Genomic DNA, 19,088 nt, shown 5'->3' with positions numbered 1-19,088 from the left:
GGGGAGCCTCTGTCAGTGAGAACGGCGCGCCCGGGAGATCTGTACCGTATCGCAGAACTCGAAAGCCAGCTGTTCGGCCACCTGGGTTTCTCCCATTCCGCGCTTCTTCAACTCTACGGCACCTCGGGCGAGGCATGGCTGGTCGCCGAGGACCTCGAGGGGGTCTGGGGCTACGCGCTGACCACGCGGGCCATGGACGACCCGCGCGTGGGCTGGATCCTGGCGCTCGGGGTCCACTCCGAGCGGCGCGGCGAGCACATCGGGCGCGCGCTGCTCGACGAGTCCATCGTGGAGCTGCGCAGCCGTGACATGGACACCATCAAGCTCACCGTCGAGCCGGGCAATCTGGCGGCCTACGCCTTGTACATCCAGGCCGGATTCCAGGACACCGGCCAGATCAAGGAGGGTGACATCGGGGACGGCATGCCGCGCAAGATCCTCACTCTGCTGCTGCCCACTGTGCTCGCGGCGTCACAGCCGGAAGAGCCGGCGGATGAGCAGCACGAAGAACAGGTTCCGGAAGACATCGCCGGTATAAGTCTCGATTTCCAGGACCGGTTTCCACGGGCCTGACAGCAGCCTGACGTCGCCCAGGCCCATCGGGTTCACGAAATTCTGCACGGCGACATAGAAGGCCTCGGACTCGTTCGCGCCCCCGGTGCGGGGCAGGGCGAGCAGCCAGACCGTGAAGCCGGCGACCAGGACCAGGATCCACACCAGCAGCCGCAGCGGCCGGTATCCGTACCCGAACAGCACCGCCTGCAGGTCCGCCAACAGCCGCTTGCCGCTCCAGCGGGGGAGCGAGACCCGGTGTGCCGCTGCCGCCAGGTACTTGCAGCGGTCTTCACCCGAGGAGTCGTTGAACCTCCGGTAGAGCGTCCCGGCCTGCCGGAACGCGTTCTCGGCGAACAGCGGCAGCCCGGCGGCCAGCAGGGCGGCACCGGTCGTCTCCAGAGAGCCGCCGATGATGGTCGCGTCGCTCTCGCTGAGCCACTTCTGACCGTTGGCCTCCACATATGCCGCCAGCAACGCGGCGACCTCGGGAGCCAGCACTTGTTCGAACTCGACGTCCGCCTGGTGGAACTCCTCCAGGGCCAGCATCACCGACGCCGATCCACCGGCCTTGATGAACCGCTGCCGTGCCAGCTTGGACCGCTTGACGTACCGCTCGAGGATGCCTTTCTCGACCTCGGCCAGCCGACCCTGGCGCCCAGCGCGCGCCAGTTCCTCGGCGATGGCGTTCGCCGCGGAGACCAGGCTGTCTTTGAACGTCTCGAGCGGCGCCGCGTCCTCCCCGGCGGGTCCGGCGATCACCACAGCTTTTCCGCCCGGCGCGGCCTGTCCATCGATTCCCCCTGTGACCTGCTGCTCCTGCGATTGTGTCGCAGCAAAGCAATGGTGAACACGCTGTAGTGACAATTGATATGAACGTTCGTGATATTACCGGTGCGGTGCGGCGCGAGTCTCAGGACCTCCGCAGTGGCCTGATTCTCACCTGGTCTCGCAGGTCCCGTATCCGCGAGACCTGACGCCCGAACAGGAGTGAGAAGTGCGTCCGGCTCTCGAGGGCGTCCCACAACGCCTTCATTCCCGGGCTCAAGTAGGTGGGCGGCATCCATAGCGGCACCAACTCGTTGAGCGCGAACAGCAGGGCGTCCAGGGGGTCCCGGTCCCGGGCGATGTCCGTCTCGGCGCGGGGGATGATGACGTCCTGCACGGTGGTGAGCAGCCACTCGTGCAGCGCGAACTCCTGACAGAACCGGATCAGCATCGGCAGGTCTTCCGGCGTCCCGCTCAGCCGGATGACGTGGAAGTTCGACAGGTCGCTTTTGAGTATCCCCACGGTCGGCTTGGCGTCCGGCGCCAGTGTGGCGGCCCAGCGGACCACTGCGGTGCTGGCGCGCAGCGCCGTGCTGTGGTTCAACAGGTTGCTCTGCTGCACCGTGTCGATGATGCGGTCGCTGATCGAGGTCAGGTCAAGGCCGCGAGCCGGGGAGAGGTCGGTCAGGTAGCCGTCGATGACGTTTTGTGGCTTCGGCGAGCCGAGTACTTCCAGCGCGCCCCGGCGCCGTAGGTAATGCTGCCACTCGCGGCGCTCGTCGGAGGTCGCCTTGGTGAGCGCGGCATGCGCGGTGCCCTGCAGGATCCGGCCGTTGGTGACCACGGCGTGGCTCAGCACCGTGCCGATCGCCCGGCCGCGGCCCTCGCGGGCGATCTGGAGTCGGCAGTCGACGCCGGTGACCTGCTCCGGAGAAACCACGCGCCGCACCGGCCGGTCCACCTTGCTCACCGGGGAGCCGGGGGTCAGCTGCATCAGGGCCACGCTCGTCGGCTGGGACAACGTTCCCCGGTTCTGGATCAGGCAGGTGCGGATCTCGCCCAAGGCCAGGAACGGTCGCGTGGCGTCCTCGGGCTGGGCCAGACGCGCGCCGTAGTCAGTCGTTGTGCGTGACATGGACGTCATCGAAGAACAGATGGCTGATTCGGCCCACCGGATTGTCGGGCAGTGTGACCGGGTTCGTCTCGTCCCGGGCGCGGTCGGCGGTCTGCTTCAGAACTGCTCCGTCAAACCGCAGGTGGTCGATGATGATCTCGGCGGCGTGTTCGGCCGCGCGGAAGTACGGCGGGAGTATGGAAAAGACCTGATAGGCGGCGAAGGGCGCGGCGTCCTGGGTCAGCTGCGTGATGCTCGGCAGCTGCGACCACAGGTCGGGGAAGGCCTCGCCAGGACCGAATCGGTATGGCTTGGCGACGGCCTTTCCAGCATCGCGCAGCAGGCCCAGCCGCAGGAGATGCCACACCGAGGACAGCAGCGCGGATGAGTACTGCCGCTCGGAGTCTGAAAGGGACCTGTCGAGGTTCCACAGTTCGACGTCGACGAACACCGAATGCCGGTACCTTCCGAACTCCTCCGGCGGCTCCCAGTCCGGCGCGTCCATCGCCACGGCGACGGCCGGCGAGCGCTCGCCGTTGGACAGCCACCCGGTCTGCACCGTCGGCGGCCGGGAGCCGTTGGCGCCGACCGCGGCTTCCTCGACGATCAGCCCGGCGACGATGTCCGCCAGCGCGCTCTGGTCGCGCGGCCCTGAATAAGGGCGCTCGCAGGCGACCGCGCAGCCGGCCTCCCTGGCCAGGTAGTCGATCTTGAATCCGGCCTGGTCGGCGGCGGCTGTGACGATGTCCACCACCTCCGAAGGCGTGGGCTGGTCCAGACTTGAACGAGTCGGGGTGTAGTCGTCGACCAGGAAGCAGGTGCTGATCCGGGCATTGCGTCCGAACCGTTTGCGGATCCGCTTGCCCGCCGCCTCCAGCCAGGGCGCGGCCTGCTCGAGCTGTCGGGCGATCTTGCGGTCCCCCTCGGCGAAGTCGTCCAGGTACAGGTGCCCGGTCTCGACGGAGAGGTGGCCCAGCGGCACCGCGTCCACCTTCGCGGTCTGGGTCACTTCGTCGTAGCTCACGTCCACGGCCGTCACAGCCCTTCCCAGAATCTCTCGTCCGACAGTCTCGCGGCGAGGTCCTCGAAGGCCTGTACGGTGGCCTGGTTGGCGATCTTCAACCCGCTTACGTCGGAGTCGTCGATCACTTGCTCGCTCCATTGGAGCATCGGGTCGTAGGGGATCTGCCCGGCCAGGCGGGCCCGGCCCATCCGGAGCTTGTCAGCCTGCTCTCTCAGCTTCTGGTCATAGGCGCGCAGCCACGCGCCCTGGGCCGGCCGGGTCACTGACTCCTGATCAACTCCCAGGTCCACTACCGCGGTGCGCACGTAGCGCACGGAGTTGTTCAGCCTCTGGGGGTCGTGGCCGCGGCGCTCGCCAGCCTTGAGCAGCCCCTTCTCGCCGAACACCAGGCCGTGCGCGGCCAGGATGTGCTGCTTGGTCCAGCAGTGGAAGACCAGCCAGCGGCTGGTCAGCGCGGCCAGCTCGGGCCGGGCGGTGGCTTCCAGGACCAGGTCGACGGCGTAGGAGCGGCCGGCCGACAGATCGACGATGCATAAGTCGAACTCGCGGTCCAGCTTGAGGAACAGCTGCGCGCACCGGGCGGGCATGTCCGCGCTGATCGAGAACTCTCCGCCGTCTCTGTCTCCCGGCAGCAGGACCAAGCGGCTGGCGCCGGAGATGCGGGGCAGGTCGCGCAGCGTGTCGCTGTCGGAGTGCAGGGCCGTGTCGAGCTGTTGGGCCTCGGTGTGCTTGGTGAAGTAGGAGTGCAGGCCGGAGGCGTCCACGCCGCGCTCGGCCTTGGGAACGTCGAAGATCGCGCCCGCGGTCGGCGATCCGAAGTCGAAATCGAGATAGGCGACCGCCTCGCCTTGCAGTGCCCGCCGGTAGGCCATGTTGCAGCTGGTCACCGAGCGCCCCGTGCCTCCCTTGTCGGAGGTGGCGAATATCAGCACGTCATGCGCTCCTGCTCGCGGCTTGGCGGGCGAAGGCCAGTTCGTCCAGATCTCTGAGCACCTTGTCGGCGAGCGCCGCAGCGGTCGCCGGTCGCTTCGAGGCCAGCGAGTCGGCGCGGTTCAGCGACTGTTCGGCCTCCCGGAGCAGCTTCTGCAGCAGGGAGCCGCCGGCCGTGGGCGCGGTCAGCCGCTCCTGGTCCAGGATGTGGCGGGCTTCGGCGATCTTGGCGTTGGCCTGGTCGACCTGGCCCTGGTCGGCCAGCGGCGGGGCGCTGACCAGGGAGGACGCTGCGACGAAGACCTCGACGACGTTGTGGGTCATGTCCCAGGCGGGTGTGGAGGGTGCCGGGTCGGACCGATGGAAGATGTTGTCCGGGTGGTCCCACAGCCCGTCAGGCTGCTGCCGCCGGGCGAGCAGATGGTCCACCGCCGTGTCCGCGACCTCTATCAGGCGCGCCCGGTTGCGTCGACTGGTGCTGACGCTCGCCACCCGCAGCGCGGTCTTGGCCAGGGTGGCGGCGTAGCCGTTGTAGGACCGGGCCAGTGGCGGGCCCTCCTCCTCCGATCCCCGCAAGGCCATCAGGACGCCCGGATCGTGCAGCAGCACGCCGCGGTCGTCGTCGGTCGCGCGGCGGCTCACCAGCCCGCGCTGTCCGAGTTCTTCGAGAACCGCCACGCTGCGCCCGATGGTGCCGTCGGCGCCGCCGCCCTGCTGGGCCAAGGCGACGATCGAGACGACCAGTTCGGAGAAGTAGGGCGAGCTCTGGCCGTCGGTGGACTGCCACGGCACGTCCTCGATCGGCCAGCGGGCGGAGCCGAAGGTCGCGATCGTGGACCAGTACTGCAACGCTAGACCCCAGCGCAGGTTCAGCGCCTCACGCAAGGGCTGCTGTTCCGGTGTCAGCAGGCCTTGCCGGGAGGTGCGGATGGAGAAGAGGTCGGCCAGGCCGTCGAGCGCGTTGACCGTGAAGTGCAGCACTGGACGGGACTCGGCGACGCCCTGCGGCTGCCGCACGTCCTCGGCCGCGGGCAGGTCGATGTCGGCGGCGTCCTGCGCCACCCCCCAGGTCCAGCCGCATTCGAAGAAGCGCTCCGGATCGTCGCGCAGTATCTGCTCGTTCTCCGGCGGGAGACCGAAGGTCAGCTCCGGCAGCTTGTCGCGGACCGGCTGCAATTGGCCGCGCAGGTCCTGAGTCAGGGTCCGTCCCACGGCCCTGCCCTGGCTGACGGTGCGCAGCAGCACGGCTTCGGCCGGCGTGTCCGGACTCAGGACGTTGACGACGAAGGAGCGCAGCAGTCCGACCATGGCCGCGGTCAGGCGCAGGTCCAGGGCCGTGACCGCCACGTCGATCCGGCTCTGCAGCTCCCGCCGCTCGACCGTGCGCTGGAACTCGCGCAGGAAGCCCTTCGCCGACAGACACAGGGTGACGGAGATCGAATACGACTCGGTGATGTCATACTCCGCCTGCTCCGGCTTCACCTCGGCGCCGGGCTCCTCCGTCAGCAGGTAGGAGCCGCCGCCGAAGGTCGGGCGGCCCTCCTCGTCGGCATAGCGAGCCAGATAGTCCTCCAGGGCTTCCAGCATCCGCATCGGGATGTCCAGCCCGCTGCCCATGGGCTTGAGCACCGCGAGCACGTCGTCCTCGATGGCGTCCGGGCGGTCCAGCCGGAAGCCGGGCACCTCGGTCGCGGGGTAGAGGAGCACGAGGATCTGCTCGGCGTCGCTAATGCTGTTCGACGGGTAGCGACCGCCCCAAGCCCACTCCCCGCTGCTGAACGTCTCGCGCGCGAACGCCCGCCAGGTATCCAGGATGTGCTGCCGTGGATTCGTCCTCAACGCTAGCCCCCTGACCCACCCCCGGATGCGCATGCCGCATCCTGCCCGCCACTGCCCTACCCGGTTACAGGGGTCTGATACATGGGGCGGGGTGGCGAATGTCGACCTGGCCTAGCCTCGCGGACAACGGATTGGTCCCGGTAGACGCTGATCACTTCGAAGCAGCCTCTGATCAGAACCGATACTCATAAGGCGTCGTCACACTCAAAGCCCGAAACCCCAGCCGCTCCAGAATCGGCCGGCTCATATCCGTGGCGTCCACCTGCAAGTATTCGCACCCCAGCTCCGCTGCGACCTGCATCCGGCGGGCCACTAGTGCGCGGTAGATGCCGCGGCCGCGCCACTCGGGTGCGGTACCGCCGCCCCAGAGGCTGGCGAAGGCGGTGCCGGGGTGGATCAGCATGCGGGCTGCGCTGACTGGGCGGTCGCCTGCCATGGCGAGCCAGGTCCAGACTGTTTCGGGGTCGGCTGCCAGGCGGGCTAGGACGCGGGCTCGGGCTCGGTCGCCTCCGCTGCCGAAGGCGGCGTTCGCGGCTTCGGCTACCAGGTCGGCGTCGGCTTCGGTGGTGACGGGGCGGAGGGTGATGCCTTCGGGGAGGGTTTCGGTGAGGCCTGCGCCTGATAGCTGTGTGATCTCTGCCACGAAGAGGGTTTCCGGTTCGTCTGCTTCGAAGCCGGCGGCTTGGAGGCGTGCGGGGAGGTCCGCGGGTTCGTCGTGGCTGTAGTGCTTCCACTCGAAGTCGGCGCCGAGGGTGCGGAAGTGGGCGATTTGGGCCTGGATCGCGGCGTCGGCGGTGGTGGCGTCGATGTCTGCGTAGACGATGCCGTGCCAGTCCGTGGGGTGTGCGCCTATTTGGCGGACGATGCCGTCGATGTGTTCGACGCGGGCTGCGGGTTCGTCGGGGTCGGCGGTGGCTCGCATGCGGTGGTCGAACAGGGCGAGGAGGGCTTTGTCGGTGGTGGGGGAGGTCACGGGGTCAGCCCATCATCGGCCGCGGCGGTACGGCAAACGGTTAACGGGATTAGAACTGGTGCTGGTGTCGCTGATACCGTCGTAGGTGCCGACTACCTCGAACGGGAGAGACCTCTCACAGGCGCCGAAGGAGCAACCCTCCCCGGAAACTCTCAGGCAAACGGACCGTTCGAGCAGGCAACTCTGGAAAGCAGGGCTGAGCTGGAGTGCAGCCCTCACCGACGGTGTAAGCCGCCGGGTCGGACAGGTGCGCCTGCCCGCCCGCGGTGAAACTCTCAGGTTCCATGACAGAGGGGGAGGACGGATCCGCGGGAGGCGCGAATCCACCACCCGACGTCTAAGAGCGTCCGCCTGAGAGGCCACAACAGTGACCGCAGTGCTCACGGATCTGCACGGCATGGCCGGTGACGACTCCGCCGGCGGGTCCGGCGGTACGGTGCCCGCCCAGCCCTCGACCAGCCACGACGCGCAGGTCACGGCCGTGCTCCCCGGGACTTCCGCCCCCTCAGCCACTTCCTCGACTTCCGCCACCTCCGGCGCCCCGCGCCCCACACTGGTCGAGCTGGAGCAGAGCTCCCCGTTCGCCGACCGGCACATCGGCCCGGACTCCGACGCCGCCGCGAGCATGCTCTCCCTGCTCGGCTATGACTCCCTCGACGCGCTGACCGAGGCCGCCGTCCCCGGCTCCATCCGCCTCACCGAGCGGCTGAACCTGCCGCCGGCGCGCTCGGAGGCCGAGGTGCTGACCGAGCTGCGCGACATCGCCGGCCGCAACCGGGTCTTCCGCCCCATGATCGGGCTGGGCTACCACGGCACCTTCACCCCGCCGGTGATCCTGCGCAACGTCATGGAGAACCCGGCCTGGTACACCGCCTACACCCCCTACCAGCCGGAGATCTCTCAGGGCCGGCTGGAGGCGCTGCTCAACTTCCAGACCGTGGTCGCCGACCTGGCCGGGCTGCCGGTGGCCAACGCCTCCCTGCTGGACGAGGGCACCGCCGCCGCCGAGGCCATGACCCTGGCTCGGCGCTCCTCCAAGTCCAAGTCGCCCCGCTTCCTGGTCGACGCCGACGTCTTCCCGCAGACCCTGGCCGTGCTCCAGACCCGGGCCGAGCCGCTGGGCATCGAGCTGGCGCTCGCCGACCTGTCCGCGTCGTCCGACGGCGCCGGCGGCACGGTGCTGCCCGAGGGTGAGTTCTACGGCGTGCTGGTCCAGTACCCCGGCGCCTCCGGCCAGGTCCGCGACCTCAAGGCGATCGTGAGCGCGGCGCACGAGCGCGGCGCGCTGGTCGCGGTGGCCGCCGACATCCTGTCCCTGACCCTGCTCGCCTCGCCCGGCGAGGCCGGCGCCGACATCGCGGTCGGCTCCACGCAGCGTTTCGGCGTGCCGCTGGGCTTCGGCGGCCCGCACGCCGGCTACATGGCGGTCCGCGAGAACCTGTCCCGCTCGCTGCCCGGCCGCCTGGTCGGCGTGTCGGTCGACGCCGACGGCGATCAGGCACTGCGCCTGGCGCTCCAGACCCGCGAGCAGCACATCCGCCGCGAGAAGGCGACGTCCAACATCTGTACCGCGCAGGTGCTGCTGGCCGTGATCGCCGGCATGTACGCGGTCTACCACGGTCCCGAGGGCCTGGCCTCGATCGCCCGCCGCACCCACCGCCACACCGCGGTGCTGGCCGCCGGGCTGCGCGAGGCCGGGTTCGAGATCGTGCCGACCGCGTTCTTCGACACGCTGACCGTGCGGGTCCCGGGCCGCGCCGCCGAGATCTGGCGCGCCGCGCTGGCCTCCGGCGTGAACCTGCGGCTGGTCGACGAGGACACCGTCGGCGTGTCCTGCGACGAGACCACCGACTGGGCCGACCTGCGGGCGGTGTGGTCGGCCTTCGGCGTGACCGGCCAGACAGAGGGAGCGGCCTCCAGCGTCCACGCCCTCGACGCCGCCACCGAGGACGCGCTCGGGGAGCACCTGCGCGCCACCGAGTACCTGGCCCACCCGGTCTTCCACGCGCACCACTCCGAGACCGCGATGCTGCGCTACCTGCGCAAGCTCGCCGACCGCGACATCGCCCTGGACCGGTCGATGATCCCGCTCGGCTCGTGCACGATGAAGCTGAACGCGACCACCGAGATGGAGCCGATCACCTGGCCCGAGTTCGGCGCGATCCACCCCTTCGCCCCGCTGGACCAGGCCTCGGGCTACCTGTCGCTGATCGGGCAGCTGGAGGGCTGGCTGGCCGAGCTGACCGGCTACGCGCGGGTGTCGCTGCAGCCGAACGCCGGCTCGCAGGGCGAGCTGGCCGGGCTGCTGGCGGTCCGCGCCTACCACCGCGACCACGGCCAGGGGCAGCGCGACGTCTGCCTGATCCCGTCCTCGGCGCACGGCACCAACGCCGCCAGCGCCGTGATGGCCGGCATGCGCGTGGTCGTCGTCGCCGCCCGCGAGGACGGCTCGGTCGACGTCGCGGACCTGAAGGCGAAGATCGACAAGCACGCCGACGCGCTCAGCGTCCTGATGATCACCTACCCCTCGACGCACGGCGTGTTCGAGGAGGAGGTCACCGAGATCTGCGAGCTCGTGCACGCCGCGGGCGGCCAGGTGTACGTGGACGGCGCGAACCTGAACGCCATGGTCGGCCTGGCCAAGCCCGGCAGCTTCGGCGGCGACGTCTCACACCTGAACCTGCACAAGACCTTCTGCATCCCGCACGGCGGCGGCGGCCCGGGCGTCGGTCCGGTCGCGGTGCGCGCGCACCTGGCGCCGTACCTGCCGAACCATCCGCTGCACCCGGTCGCCGGTCCCCGTCCTGAGGGTGGCGGCGTCGGCCCGGTCTCGGCCGCGCCGTGGGGCTCCGCGGGCATCCTGCCGATCCCGTGGGCGTACATCCGCCTGATGGGCGCCGAGGGCCTGCGCAGCGCGACGCAGCACGCGATCCTCGCCGCGAACTACGTGGCCAAGCGGCTGTCCGAGCACTACCCGGTGCTCTACACCGGCCCGAACGGCCTGGTCGCGCACGAGTGCATCATCGACCTGCGGCCGGTCACCAAGGAGACCGGCGTCACCGTCGACGACGTGGCCAAGCGCCTGATCGACTACGGCTTCCACGCCCCGACGATGTCCTTCCCCGTGGCCGGCACGCTGATGATCGAGCCCACCGAGAGCGAGGACCTGGTCGAACTCGACCGGTTCTGCGACGCGATGCTCGCGATCAAGGGCGAGATCGACCGTGTCGCCGCCGGCGACCTGGACCGCGAGGACAACCCGCTGCGCCAGGCGCCGCACACCGCCGCCACGCTGGTCGGCGACTGGAAGCACGGCTACGAGCGCGCCGAGGCGGTGTTCCCGGCCGGCGTGAACCCGGCGGACAAGTACTGGCCGCCGGTCCGGCGCATCGACGGTGCTTACGGGGACCGGAACCTGGTGTGTTCGTGCCCGGCGCCGGAGGCGTTCGAGGACTGAGAGCGCGGCTGACGCTTGAAGGAAGGGGCGTCCCGCAGACCGAGTTCGTGGTCTGCGGGACGCCCCTTCTATATGTGTTCCGCTTAGACAGACAGCGCTTCGGTCTCGGCTGTAGCGTCGCTAAGCGGCTGTGCCTGGCGGCTGCCGGTTCGCGAACGCCAAGCCTGCGCGACACCGGCACCCACCACAACCGGCGCGGCGGCGACCACGAAGCACCAGCTCAGCGGCATGCGGGCGATCGCCGGGCCCATCGCCGCGTAGCCGCCGGAGGAGCCGGCGTTGAAGGCGTTGTTGACCCACATGCCGGCGCTGGTGCGCGAGCGCTCGTCGGCGAGTTCGTCGGCGACGAGGTACGCGCACGCCATCAGCGGCGAGACGAACACGCCGGAGGCCGTGGTGATCGCGGTCAGGACCCAGACGTTCGGGGCGAGAGCCGCGACCGCGACGCTGAGCCCGAGCGCGGCGGTCAGCAGCGGCAGCCGCGCGCGGCTGGAGATCCGCCAGCTGATCGCGCCGTAGGCCAGACCGCCGAGGATGCTGCCGGCGGACATCCCGGCGTCGGCCCAGGCGATCGCCGAGGGCTGATGATGCCGCACCGCGAACGCCACGATCGCCAGGCTCTGCGCGCCGAGGCCGATGCCCACGCCGGCGGCGGCGGACACCGGGTCGAGGATGTCGAGAATGCGGGACAGGCTGCGGGACATAGTGCGGCCCGAGCCCTTTCGGCGCTCGCCGTTCCCGCCTTCGGTGCTCCCGGCCGAGGCCTGAGCCGCGGCCCGCGCCGAAACGGTGCCGATGACCGGCGACGTCATCATCGCGACGGTCCCGACCGCGACCAGGACCGCGCTGAGCAGCACGCCGGTCGCCGGGTTCGCGACCAGGATCAGCAGGCCGACGAGCAGCGGACCGCTGATGCCGATGACCTCCTCGGCGACGGTGTCCAGGCTGAACGCGCGCTGCATCAGCGCCTGATCCTCGCCACACATCGTCCGCCACAGCGTGCGCATGGTCGGACCGAGCGGGGGAGCGGCGGACCCGGCGGCGACCGCCAGCAACTCCAGAAGCCAGAGCGGGGTTGCCGGGCGCCAGGTGGCCGCAGCCAGGCCGACCAGCGCCGTCGCGTAGGACAGAGCCAGGGGAAGCAGGACGCGGCGGATGCCGTGGCGGTCGATCAGCCGAGCACGCAACGGCGCCAGACCCGCCAGGGCCACCGCGAACACCGCGACCACCTCCCCGGCGCGGCTGACCGAGCCGTGACCGGTGGCGAGGGCGAGAGTCAAGGACAGGAAGACCGTGCCGTAGGACAGGCGCCCGATGAGAGCCGTGGCGAACGTGCGCGCGGCAGAGGGCAGGCGGAGTACCGCCATATACGAAGACAAGGGAGTAGTTCCTCACCGTGGGATCACTTGCGGGGACACCGAAGGACCGCGACACGGCCCATGGCCGCGGCGGTCACCGTGGGTCCTTACGCACGTGAGGTGACGAACATGGGGGTGATCGTAGCGGAGGCCCGGCGGGGATGAGAACTGGTTTCCGGGGACAGATAACGGGCCCATAGCGAACTCGTCAGACCCGGGCACCAAGATCTAGGATCTGGGCTCGCACACGCGCGAGTCGGTGGAACGGGAATGTCGGTGTCCAAGGACGCGAGCTTAGAGCTTTACCTCAACAGAGGTCTGTTGTTCGTGGGGTCCACCGGTGATCCACTGAACGACGACGAGCTGTTCGCGATACTGGGCGACCGCGAGCGGGCGGCGTCGTGGTCGGACAGCCATGTCGGGATCGTGAATCTGCCCGACGGGATCCTGACCGTCTCGGAGTTCGACAAGATCAACACGGTGCGGAGGAACGTCGGCACCTGGGGCGATCACCGGATCACGGTACGCGTGGACGATCGCGGCGAGGCGTCGCGGGTGATGGTGATCCGCGACTGTGGTGAGGCCGAAGCTCCGCTGACTTCCGTGCCGGGTCATGAGCTGCCCGCGGTGACGTGGCGGAGGGAGAGACCTTCTCATCTGGCACCGAACTCGACCTCATCCTGGCCACTCACGACCTGCCGCTGGTCCGGCTCGCCGCGGCGATCAAGCTCCTGCTCCTTCGCGATGATTTGGCGAGGCGCACAGTCGGAAAGGTCGTCGAATGGCTGCGGTGGATCCATCCGACGGCGCGCGGCATCCTGACGGAATTGGGAGGGACGGCATGAGTTCGGACTCGGTGGCCGGCGAAGAGATGCTTCGCGAGGAAGCGTCTGGCGAGCAAACGGCTGGCGAGGTGATGGCTGGCGGCGTCAACACGGTCCTGAGAATCGGCGACCGGGTCCACCGGCCAGCGGGGGAGTGGACTCCGACTGTGCACGCCCTGCTGGCGCACCTGGCGTCGAAGGGCTTCACCGCTGCGCCGCGTGCTCATGGCTTCGATGCCGAGGGTCGGGAGGTGGTCGATTTCGTGGTCGGTGATGTGCCGGGGTCCGAGGTCGTCGTCTCCGACGAAGCGCTTGCCGACATGGCTCTCCTGCTGCGTGGCCTGCATGATGCGAGCACTGACTTCGTGCCGCCGGCCGGTGCCTCGTGGTACTTCGAGCCTCGGGAGCCGGCCGAAGTGATCTGCCACGGGGATGTGGCGCCGTACAACACTGTCTTCCGTGACGGTCGTCCGGTGGCCCTGATCGACTTCGACACCGCGCATCCCGCGCCTCGTGTCTGGGACGTCGCCTATGCGGCTTACCGCTTCGTGCAGCTCGTCGACGAGGATGCGGAGGCGGAAGCGGTTGTCGGTGAGCAAGCGCGGCGCCTGGCGCTCTTCGCTGACGCCTACGGTCTCGGCGCGCGGGACCGGGCTGCGGTGGTCGGCATGGTGGTGGCGCGGCTCAGGCATCTGATCGGATTTATGCGGCGCCAAGCGGCTGCGGGGCATCCGGGGTTCGGCCGGCATGTCGCCGAGGGGCACGACGGCTACTACCTGCGGAACATCGCCTATGTCGAGCGGCATCGCGCTGCGTTCGACGCGGCGCTGGCGGGGCGGGATTCCTCAGGGAACTCATCGTGACGGTGGATCCGCTCGCGGATCGCCGGTGGATCCGGGATCCGGCGGTGCATGCCTGAGTCGGCGGCGTGGGGCGGAATAGCTGCCGACGGGTGTGAGGGGGCGGGTTAAGGGTGTGTCGTCTCGGTCGAGGACTGTGCGGGTTCGGTGTCAGTGCGGATCCGGTGCCAGTGCGGGTCCGGTGCGGCCGGACCCGGGGATCCCCGAACTGATCGGTCCGGCCTCAGGCCGCGCCGCGGTCCGTCGGGCGGTGCGGGGCGATCGCCTGGCCGTCGGGGAGGAGTTCGCCGGTGTCGTCGAACAGCACGATCCCGTTGCACAGCAGCGACCAGCCCTGCTCGGGGTGCGCGACCACGATCAGCGCCGCGTCGCGGTCGCTGGCGGCGGCGCCCGGACAGCAGGGATGGTGGTGGCACGCGTGCGCGGAGCCCGGTCGGGAGGCGGTCATCGTCGTCATGGTCGTTCTTCTTCGTTCTCGGGGCGGCCCTTCGGTGGGGTCGCCGTGGCGTGGTCTGATCCTGTGGTCTGAACCATTGCTCACTAGTGTCGCGCGTCACACGCCACTGCGCAGGGAAATCCGGTGAGGTGACTCGGGCATTCGGGGAATGTAGTGCTCTGGTGTGGCGCGCGAGCCCGGTCACGTAGTCACTACTGACTAGACGTGACCGGGCTGTCAGCGGTTCGTCGCGCTGAGCTCTGTTTGAGCTTTCCGGGTGTCGGTGTTTGCTCTTAGGGACGGCTTCCCTAAGAGGAATCTCGCAGTGATCGGGCGGGTACCCGCGGTCACTGGTCGGACAGGCGGCCCGCGAAGCCGGCGATCACCGCCGAGCCGATGTCGGCGGGGGTGTCGGCGTGCAGCGCCTGGCCGTTGGCGGCGCCGGTGATCTTCGACAGGGTGGTGAGGTCCACGCCGCTGCCCAGGGCCACGATCATGACCCGGACCGGGTGGTTCGGGTTCGCGGCCTTGAGCGCGTTCAGCTTGGTGATCAGCTGGTCGGCGCTCATCGAGTTCAGGCCGTCGTCCTTGCCGTCGGTGAAGACCACGATCGCGTTGGACTCGTTCGGCGCCCAGCCGGTCAGCACCGTCTGGTAGGCGTCCAGGATGGTGTCGTAGAGCCCGTTGCGGCTGCCCGGCTGGATGCTCAGCTGTCCCAGCGCCGCGTTCAGCGCCGCGCGCCGGCTGGGGAAGGCGCCCACCGGTGCCGACAGCGGGCCCATCGGGACCAGCTCCTTGTGCACGGTCCCGCCGCCGTCCGCGGTGTTCTTGGTGGTGAACGTCCACAGGCCCAGCTGCGAGCTGTCGCCGAACAGCGGCAGCCCGGTCAGGCACGCCGCGGCGGTGATCTGCAGCCGGCTCAGCGGGGTGTGGGTATTCGGGTCGACCTGCCCGTCCACGGTCAGGCCCATCGAGCCGGAGACGTCCATGACCACCAGGCCGCGGGTCTGCTCGCTGGTCACCTTCCACACCGACAGCGCCGAGCCGGCGGCGGTGTGGGTGGTGTCCGCCGGAGCCAGCGCCGGTACCGCCGGGTTGACGCCGTTCGCGGAGGTGAGGATTCCTGCGGCGGCGCCCTTGGGATCGCGGAAGCCGGCCTTCTGCAGGGTGTTGACGGCCGCAGGGCTGTGCAACAGCGTCTGGAAGTCCGCTGCGGCCTTGGCGTGCGCGGCGTCCAGGGTGGAGCTGATGGTGTACGGGTAGTCCATCATCATCGTGCCCATATCCGAGGGATACAGCGCGACGAGCGGCGTGGCGGGACTGGCCGTGTTGTACGCCGCGATCTTCTGCTCGGTGGACGGGAACGCCGCTATACCGCCGGCTCCGGCCGCGGTGGCACCCTGCGTCGGCAGCCCGGTGAGCAGGGCGCTCATCGAGCTGGAGACCGAGGTGCTCATGACCCGGTAGACCAGCGTGAGGTTCTGCAGCGCCTGGCTCTGCTTGGCCTTGTCGGTCCCGGCCGGGCCGAGCACGGCCGCGCGCAGCATGGTGATCGCCGCGAGTCCGGGCCCTGAGGTGGTCGGGTCCGGAACGGCGGTCTGCAGCTTGGTGGTCTTGAAGTTGGCCAGCAGGTCCGCCCAGCCGAAGGGCTTGGCCGGCCAGCCGGCGGCTGCGGCCACCGGCTTGGGCATCCCGATCACCAGCGGGCTGGTCGCCACCGGCGCGGGGTTGGCGGCCAGCGACTTCACGCCACCGGTGTGCGCGATGTCGATCCACATGCTGCTGTCCGGGATCCACACGTCCGGAGCGCTGGTGACGTCCCCGCCCTTGGCGCTGCCGGCCAGGAACGCCTCGACCGCCGAGGCCTCGGCGCTGCTGACGTTGACGTGCACGCACGGGTCCGCCATGCCGTCGGCGACCGCCTTGACCGCGGTGTAGACGTCGGGGTTGGCGTCGACGTTCAGCGTGGTGGGCGCCGCGCACGAGCCGTTGGCCGCCGAGGACGTGCCGCTGTTGCCCGCGGTCGCCGTGGTGTCGTGTTTTTTCGTGTAATACACGTAGCCGCCGCCGGCGGCGAGCACGAGGACCGCGCCGATCGCGACCAACCCGGTCGGGAACGACGATCCGCCGGAGCCGCCGCCGCGGCCGCGGGGGGTGTTGCCGGGGCCCTCATAGGACCGATGCCTGCCTGCCACGGGGGGTCACGATCCCTTTCGTTGCTGAATGTCCGACAGTAATGTGAGGTGCGAAGACGGCGTGAGTAAGCGTCCCGCGCGACCGCGGGCGACAGATGGCAAGGGGGCGCGCCTGTGGGCGAGCGTGTGGTCGCGACCGAGTTCACCGGGGCGGATCGGACGCGGTTCAGGGAACGGCTGCGCGCAGGGTTCGAAGTCTTCCGCCGCATGCTCGCCGAGGACCGCTTCGAGCGCGGCCGCACCCTGATGGGCGTGGAGCTCGAGCTGGACCTGGTCGATCCGTTCGGCCGCCCGGTGATGGTGAACCAGGACGTGCTCTCCCGCATCGCCAGCCGCGATTTCCAGACCGAGCTGGGGCAGTTCAACCTGGAGGTGAACATCGCCCCGCACAAGCTGGTCGGCACGGTGTTCTCCGAGCTCGCCGAGGAGCTGCGGACCTCGATGGCCTACGCCGACCGGCAGGCGCGCGCCGCCGGCGCCAGGATCCTGATGATCGGCATCCTGCCGACCCTGGACGAGGCGCACATGGTGGTCGAGAACTTCTCCGCCGAGGACCGCTACTTCCTGCTGAACGACGAGATCGCGCAGGTCCGGGGCGAGGACTTCCTGGTGGAGATCGACGGCGTGGAGCGGCTGCGGACCACGTTCGCCTCGATCATGCCCGAGGCCTGCAACACCTCGGTGCAGTTCCACCTGCAGGTCTCCCCGGAGACCTTCGCGCCGGCCTGGAACGCCGCGCAGGCCCTGGCCGGGGTGCAGGTGGCGCTGGGGGCGAACTCGCCGTTCCTGTTCGGCCGGGAGCTGTGGGCCGAGACCCGGATCCCGCTGTTCGAGCAGGCCACCGACTTCCGCGTGGAGGAGCTGGCGGCGCAGGGCGTGCGGCCGCGGGTCTGGTTCGGGGAGCGGTGGATCTCCTCGCCGCTGGACTTGTTCGAGGAGAACCTGAGGTATTTCACGGCACTGCTGCCGGTGTCCTCCGACGAGGATCCGGAGAAGGTCCTGGCCGAGGGCGGGATTCCGCACCTGCCGGAGCTGCGCCTGCACAACGGGACCGTCTACCGCTGGAACCGGCCCGTCTACGACGTCGCCCGCGGCAAGCCGCACCTGCGCGTGGAGAACCGGGTGCTGCCGGCCGGGCCGACGGTCGTCGACGTGCTGGCCAACGCCGCGTTCTTCTACGGCTGCGTGAAGGCGCTGATGGAGGATCCCGATCCGGTCTGGGCCCACCTGAGCTTCGAGGACGCCGCCCGCAATCTGCACAACGCGGCGCGCCACGGTCTGGCCGCGCAGCTGGAGTGGCGCCGGGACGAGCACGAGGGCTCGCTCCCGGTGCGCGAGCTGGTGCTGACCGAGCTGTTGCCGGCGGCGCGGCGCGGACTGGACGCCCTGGGCATCGATCCGCGCGACCGCGACGAGTTCCTGGGGATCATCGAGGGCCGGTGCGAGACCGGGCGCAACGGGTCCACATGGCTGTCCGGCCGGTTCCACCGACTGGTCGGCGAGGAAGGCCTGGACCGCGCCGCCGCGCTCGAGCGGCTGACGATCGAGTACGCGGACCTGATGATCACCGGCGCCCCGGCGCACACCTGGAAGGTGGGCTGAGCCCGCACCCCTGGTGGTCCACCGTCCGATCATCGCGCCGTTCCTGTCATCGTTTGCCGTGGTCAAGGGGTGTGCGTGACGTATATGTCCCGCTGCTGCGGAACAGTAGTTCTGTCGTGAACCTGTGGACAAGAGAGCACCAGGGTTTACCCGGTGTCCACACCCACTTTGTTACCCGAAGGTAACTCACCGCTCGGAGACGGTGACGCCCGGTCGATCGATCGCGCGCTTCAGCTACTTCTGGGGTTCGGCTGCGATGATGCGGTACGTCAGAGCCGGACGGGAAGCGGCGTTCGGGAAGTGGTCTGGTCGGTGCGGGCCGACGGCGAGGGTGAGGAGCCGGCGTGGCGGTGGTGGACGAGGGCGTGGCGCCCGCGGGGGGCGGACCGGTTCCGGAGGCGCGGTGGCGGACGCTGCTGCGGTTCGAGGTCCTGGTGGTGCTGGCGCTGTCGTTCGGCCAGTCCGCGGTCTACTCGCTCGTGTCGATCATCGCCAAGCTGACCGCGAAGCAGGCGCTGAACCAGCAGTCCGCCGGGCTGAACGCCTCGGAGTCCTCGCGGCCGTGGCTGGACTTCACCTACCAGGTGCTCGACCTCGGGTTCAGCCTGGTGATCGTGGCGCTGGTGGCGTATCTGCTGATGCGGGAGAACGCCTCGCTGCGCACGATCGGGTTCGACCTCGCCGGCGGCTGGCGGGACTGGGCCCGGGGCGCGGTGGTGGCAGCCGGGATCGGCGGGGCGGGGCTGGCGCTGTATGTGAGCGCGCACGCCTTGAACCTCAACGCGACGGTGATCCCGACCACGCTGCCGGACGTGTGGTGGCGCGTGCCGATCCTGGTGCTCGACGCCTTCCGGAACGGCGTGACCGAGGAGGTCGTGGTTCTGGGGTATCTGCTGCGGCGCTTCGAGCAGCTGGGGTTCTCGCGGACCAAGTCGGAGGTCATGTCCTCGGTCGTGCGCGGGTCGTACCACCTCTACCAGGGCTTCGGCGGGTTCGTCGGGAACCTGGTCATGGGCCTGATCTTCTGCCGGGCCTACCGGCGCTGGGGGCGGGTCATGCCGCTGGTGATCGCGCACGGGCTGATCGACACCGTGACGTTCGTCGGGTGGCTGTACTGGGCTCACTACCTCGGCATCCCGGGGGCTCCGAAGTAGCG

At 69.5% G+C, this 19,088-nt stretch carries 15 protein-coding genes and 2 riboswitches; of the genes, 6 read left to right on the top strand and 9 right to left on the bottom strand.

All coding sequences use genetic code 11. From position 1 onward, the window contains the following. Positions 1-15 precede the first annotated feature (15 nt). Entirely contained in the window at positions 16-573 is a 558-nt protein-coding gene (locus CACI_RS48160; RefSeq protein ID WP_015793377.1) for a GNAT family N-acetyltransferase, read from the top strand. Here the strand turns inward: CACI_RS48160 and CACI_RS23685 are convergent. The 6 genes from CACI_RS23685 to CACI_RS23660 form a co-directional block, all read right to left on the bottom strand. Further along, the gene (locus CACI_RS23685; RefSeq protein ID WP_143765365.1) at positions 472-1,314 is read right to left on the bottom strand and encodes a hypothetical protein; all 843 of its coding nucleotides are present in this window, start codon (positions 1,312-1,314) and stop codon (positions 472-474) included. The two genes, CACI_RS48160 and CACI_RS23685, sit on opposite strands and share 102 nt — an antisense overlap. Before the next feature lie 151 nt (positions 1,315-1,465). Continuing rightward, positions 1,466-2,455, bottom strand: coding sequence for an SCO2521 family protein (locus tag CACI_RS23680; protein ID WP_041540432.1), 990 nt, complete (start codon positions 2,453-2,455; stop codon positions 1,466-1,468). After that, positions 2,436-3,473: an SCO2522 family protein gene (locus tag CACI_RS23675; protein ID WP_015793374.1), complete on the bottom strand. Its 1,038-nt coding sequence runs from the start codon at positions 3,471-3,473 to the stop codon at positions 2,436-2,438. Before CACI_RS23675 ends, CACI_RS23680 begins: the two co-directional genes overlap by 20 nt. After that, on the bottom strand, positions 3,470-4,390 hold the full coding sequence (locus CACI_RS23670) for an SCO2523 family variant P-loop protein (protein WP_015793373.1): 921 nt from the start codon (positions 4,388-4,390) through the stop codon (positions 3,470-3,472). Before CACI_RS23670 ends, CACI_RS23675 begins: the two co-directional genes overlap by 4 nt. Before the next feature lies 1 nt (position 4,391). Further along, positions 4,392-6,227, bottom strand: a complete 1,836-nt coding sequence (locus tag CACI_RS23665; protein ID WP_041542289.1) for an SCO2524 family protein — start codon at positions 6,225-6,227, stop codon at positions 4,392-4,394. Positions 6,228-6,399: 172 nt separating this feature from the next. Then, positions 6,400-7,200 carry a GNAT family N-acetyltransferase gene (locus tag CACI_RS23660; RefSeq protein ID WP_015793371.1) on the bottom strand — a complete coding sequence of 267 codons (801 nt, stop codon included), beginning with the start codon at positions 7,198-7,200 and terminating at the stop codon, positions 6,400-6,402. 92 nt (positions 7,201-7,292) lie between these two features. Then, a riboswitch (glycine riboswitch) is annotated at positions 7,293-7,378 on the top strand. Next, a riboswitch (glycine riboswitch) is annotated at positions 7,379-7,501 on the top strand. A 66-nt stretch (positions 7,502-7,567) separates the two neighbouring features. Here CACI_RS23660 and gcvP point away from each other — a divergent pair. Further along, a complete protein-coding gene (gene gcvP / locus CACI_RS23655) occupies positions 7,568-10,657 on the top strand; it encodes an aminomethyl-transferring glycine dehydrogenase (protein ID WP_015793370.1) in 3,090 nt (1,029 codons plus the stop codon). An 83-nt stretch (positions 10,658-10,740) separates the two neighbouring features. Here gcvP and CACI_RS23650 read toward each other — a convergent pair whose 3' ends face one another. Next, positions 10,741-12,024 carry an MFS transporter gene (locus CACI_RS23650; protein WP_015793369.1) on the bottom strand — a complete coding sequence of 428 codons (1,284 nt, stop codon included), beginning with the start codon at positions 12,022-12,024 and terminating at the stop codon, positions 10,741-10,743. Positions 12,025-12,285: 261 nt separating this feature from the next. On the opposite strand from CACI_RS23650, the gene CACI_RS50180 reads away from it, so the two are divergent. Both CACI_RS50180 and CACI_RS23635 read left to right on the top strand, forming a co-directional pair. Further along, positions 12,286-12,837 (top strand): hypothetical protein, encoded by a 552-nt coding sequence (locus CACI_RS50180; protein WP_015793368.1) that lies wholly within the window; start codon positions 12,286-12,288, stop codon positions 12,835-12,837. Positions 12,838-12,856: 19 nt separating this feature from the next. After that, the gene (locus CACI_RS23635; protein ID WP_015793367.1) at positions 12,857-13,702 is read left to right on the top strand and encodes a phosphotransferase enzyme family protein; all 846 of its coding nucleotides are present in this window, start codon (positions 12,857-12,859) and stop codon (positions 13,700-13,702) included. Between the two features lie 220 nt (positions 13,703-13,922). Here CACI_RS23635 and CACI_RS23630 read toward each other — a convergent pair whose 3' ends face one another. Together CACI_RS23630 and CACI_RS23625 are read right to left on the bottom strand one after the other, a co-directional pair. Beyond that, entirely contained in the window at positions 13,923-14,156 is a 234-nt protein-coding gene (locus CACI_RS23630) for a DUF5999 family protein (protein ID WP_015793366.1), read from the bottom strand. Between the two features lie 326 nt (positions 14,157-14,482). Then, complete coding sequence (locus CACI_RS23625) at positions 14,483-16,330, bottom strand: substrate-binding and VWA domain-containing protein (protein WP_015793365.1); 1,848 nt, start codon at positions 16,328-16,330, stop codon at positions 14,483-14,485. 114 nt (positions 16,331-16,444) lie between these two features. Here CACI_RS23625 and CACI_RS23620 point away from each other — a divergent pair, with 114 nt between their 5' ends. Then, positions 16,445-17,932, top strand: coding sequence for a glutamate-cysteine ligase family protein (locus CACI_RS23620; RefSeq protein ID WP_015793364.1), 1,488 nt, complete (start codon positions 16,445-16,447; stop codon positions 17,930-17,932). A gap of 344 nt (positions 17,933-18,276) precedes the next feature. Continuing rightward, positions 18,277-19,086: a CPBP family intramembrane glutamic endopeptidase gene (locus CACI_RS23615; RefSeq protein WP_015793363.1), complete on the top strand. Its 810-nt coding sequence runs from the start codon at positions 18,277-18,279 to the stop codon at positions 19,084-19,086. Positions 19,087-19,088 lie beyond the last annotated feature (2 nt).

The organism is Catenulispora acidiphila DSM 44928, assembly GCF_000024025.1.
Lineage (GTDB): Bacteria > Actinomycetota > Actinomycetes > Streptomycetales > Catenulisporaceae > Catenulispora > Catenulispora acidiphila.
Note: the sequence above shows the minus strand (reverse complement) of the source record. Positions and strands in the feature narration are given on the sequence as shown.

What these genes read in the sequence shown, in the direction of transcription:
- CACI_RS23680 (WP_041540432.1), bottom strand. Translation starts at nt 2,455, where the DNA reads ATGTCACGCACAACGACTGACTACGGCGCGCGTCTGGCCCAGCCCGAG.
- CACI_RS23635 (WP_015793367.1), top strand. Translation starts at nt 12,857, where the DNA reads ATGAGTTCGGACTCGGTGGCCGGCGAAGAGATGCTTCGCGAGGAAGCG.
- CACI_RS50180 (WP_015793368.1), top strand. Translation starts at nt 12,286, where the DNA reads ATGTCGGTGTCCAAGGACGCGAGCTTAGAGCTTTACCTCAACAGAGGT.
- CACI_RS23630 (WP_015793366.1), bottom strand. Translation starts at nt 14,156, where the DNA reads ATGACGACGATGACCGCCTCCCGACCGGGCTCCGCGCACGCGTGCCAC.
- CACI_RS23650 (WP_015793369.1), bottom strand. Translation starts at nt 12,024, where the DNA reads ATGGCGGTACTCCGCCTGCCCTCTGCCGCGCGCACGTTCGCCACGGCT.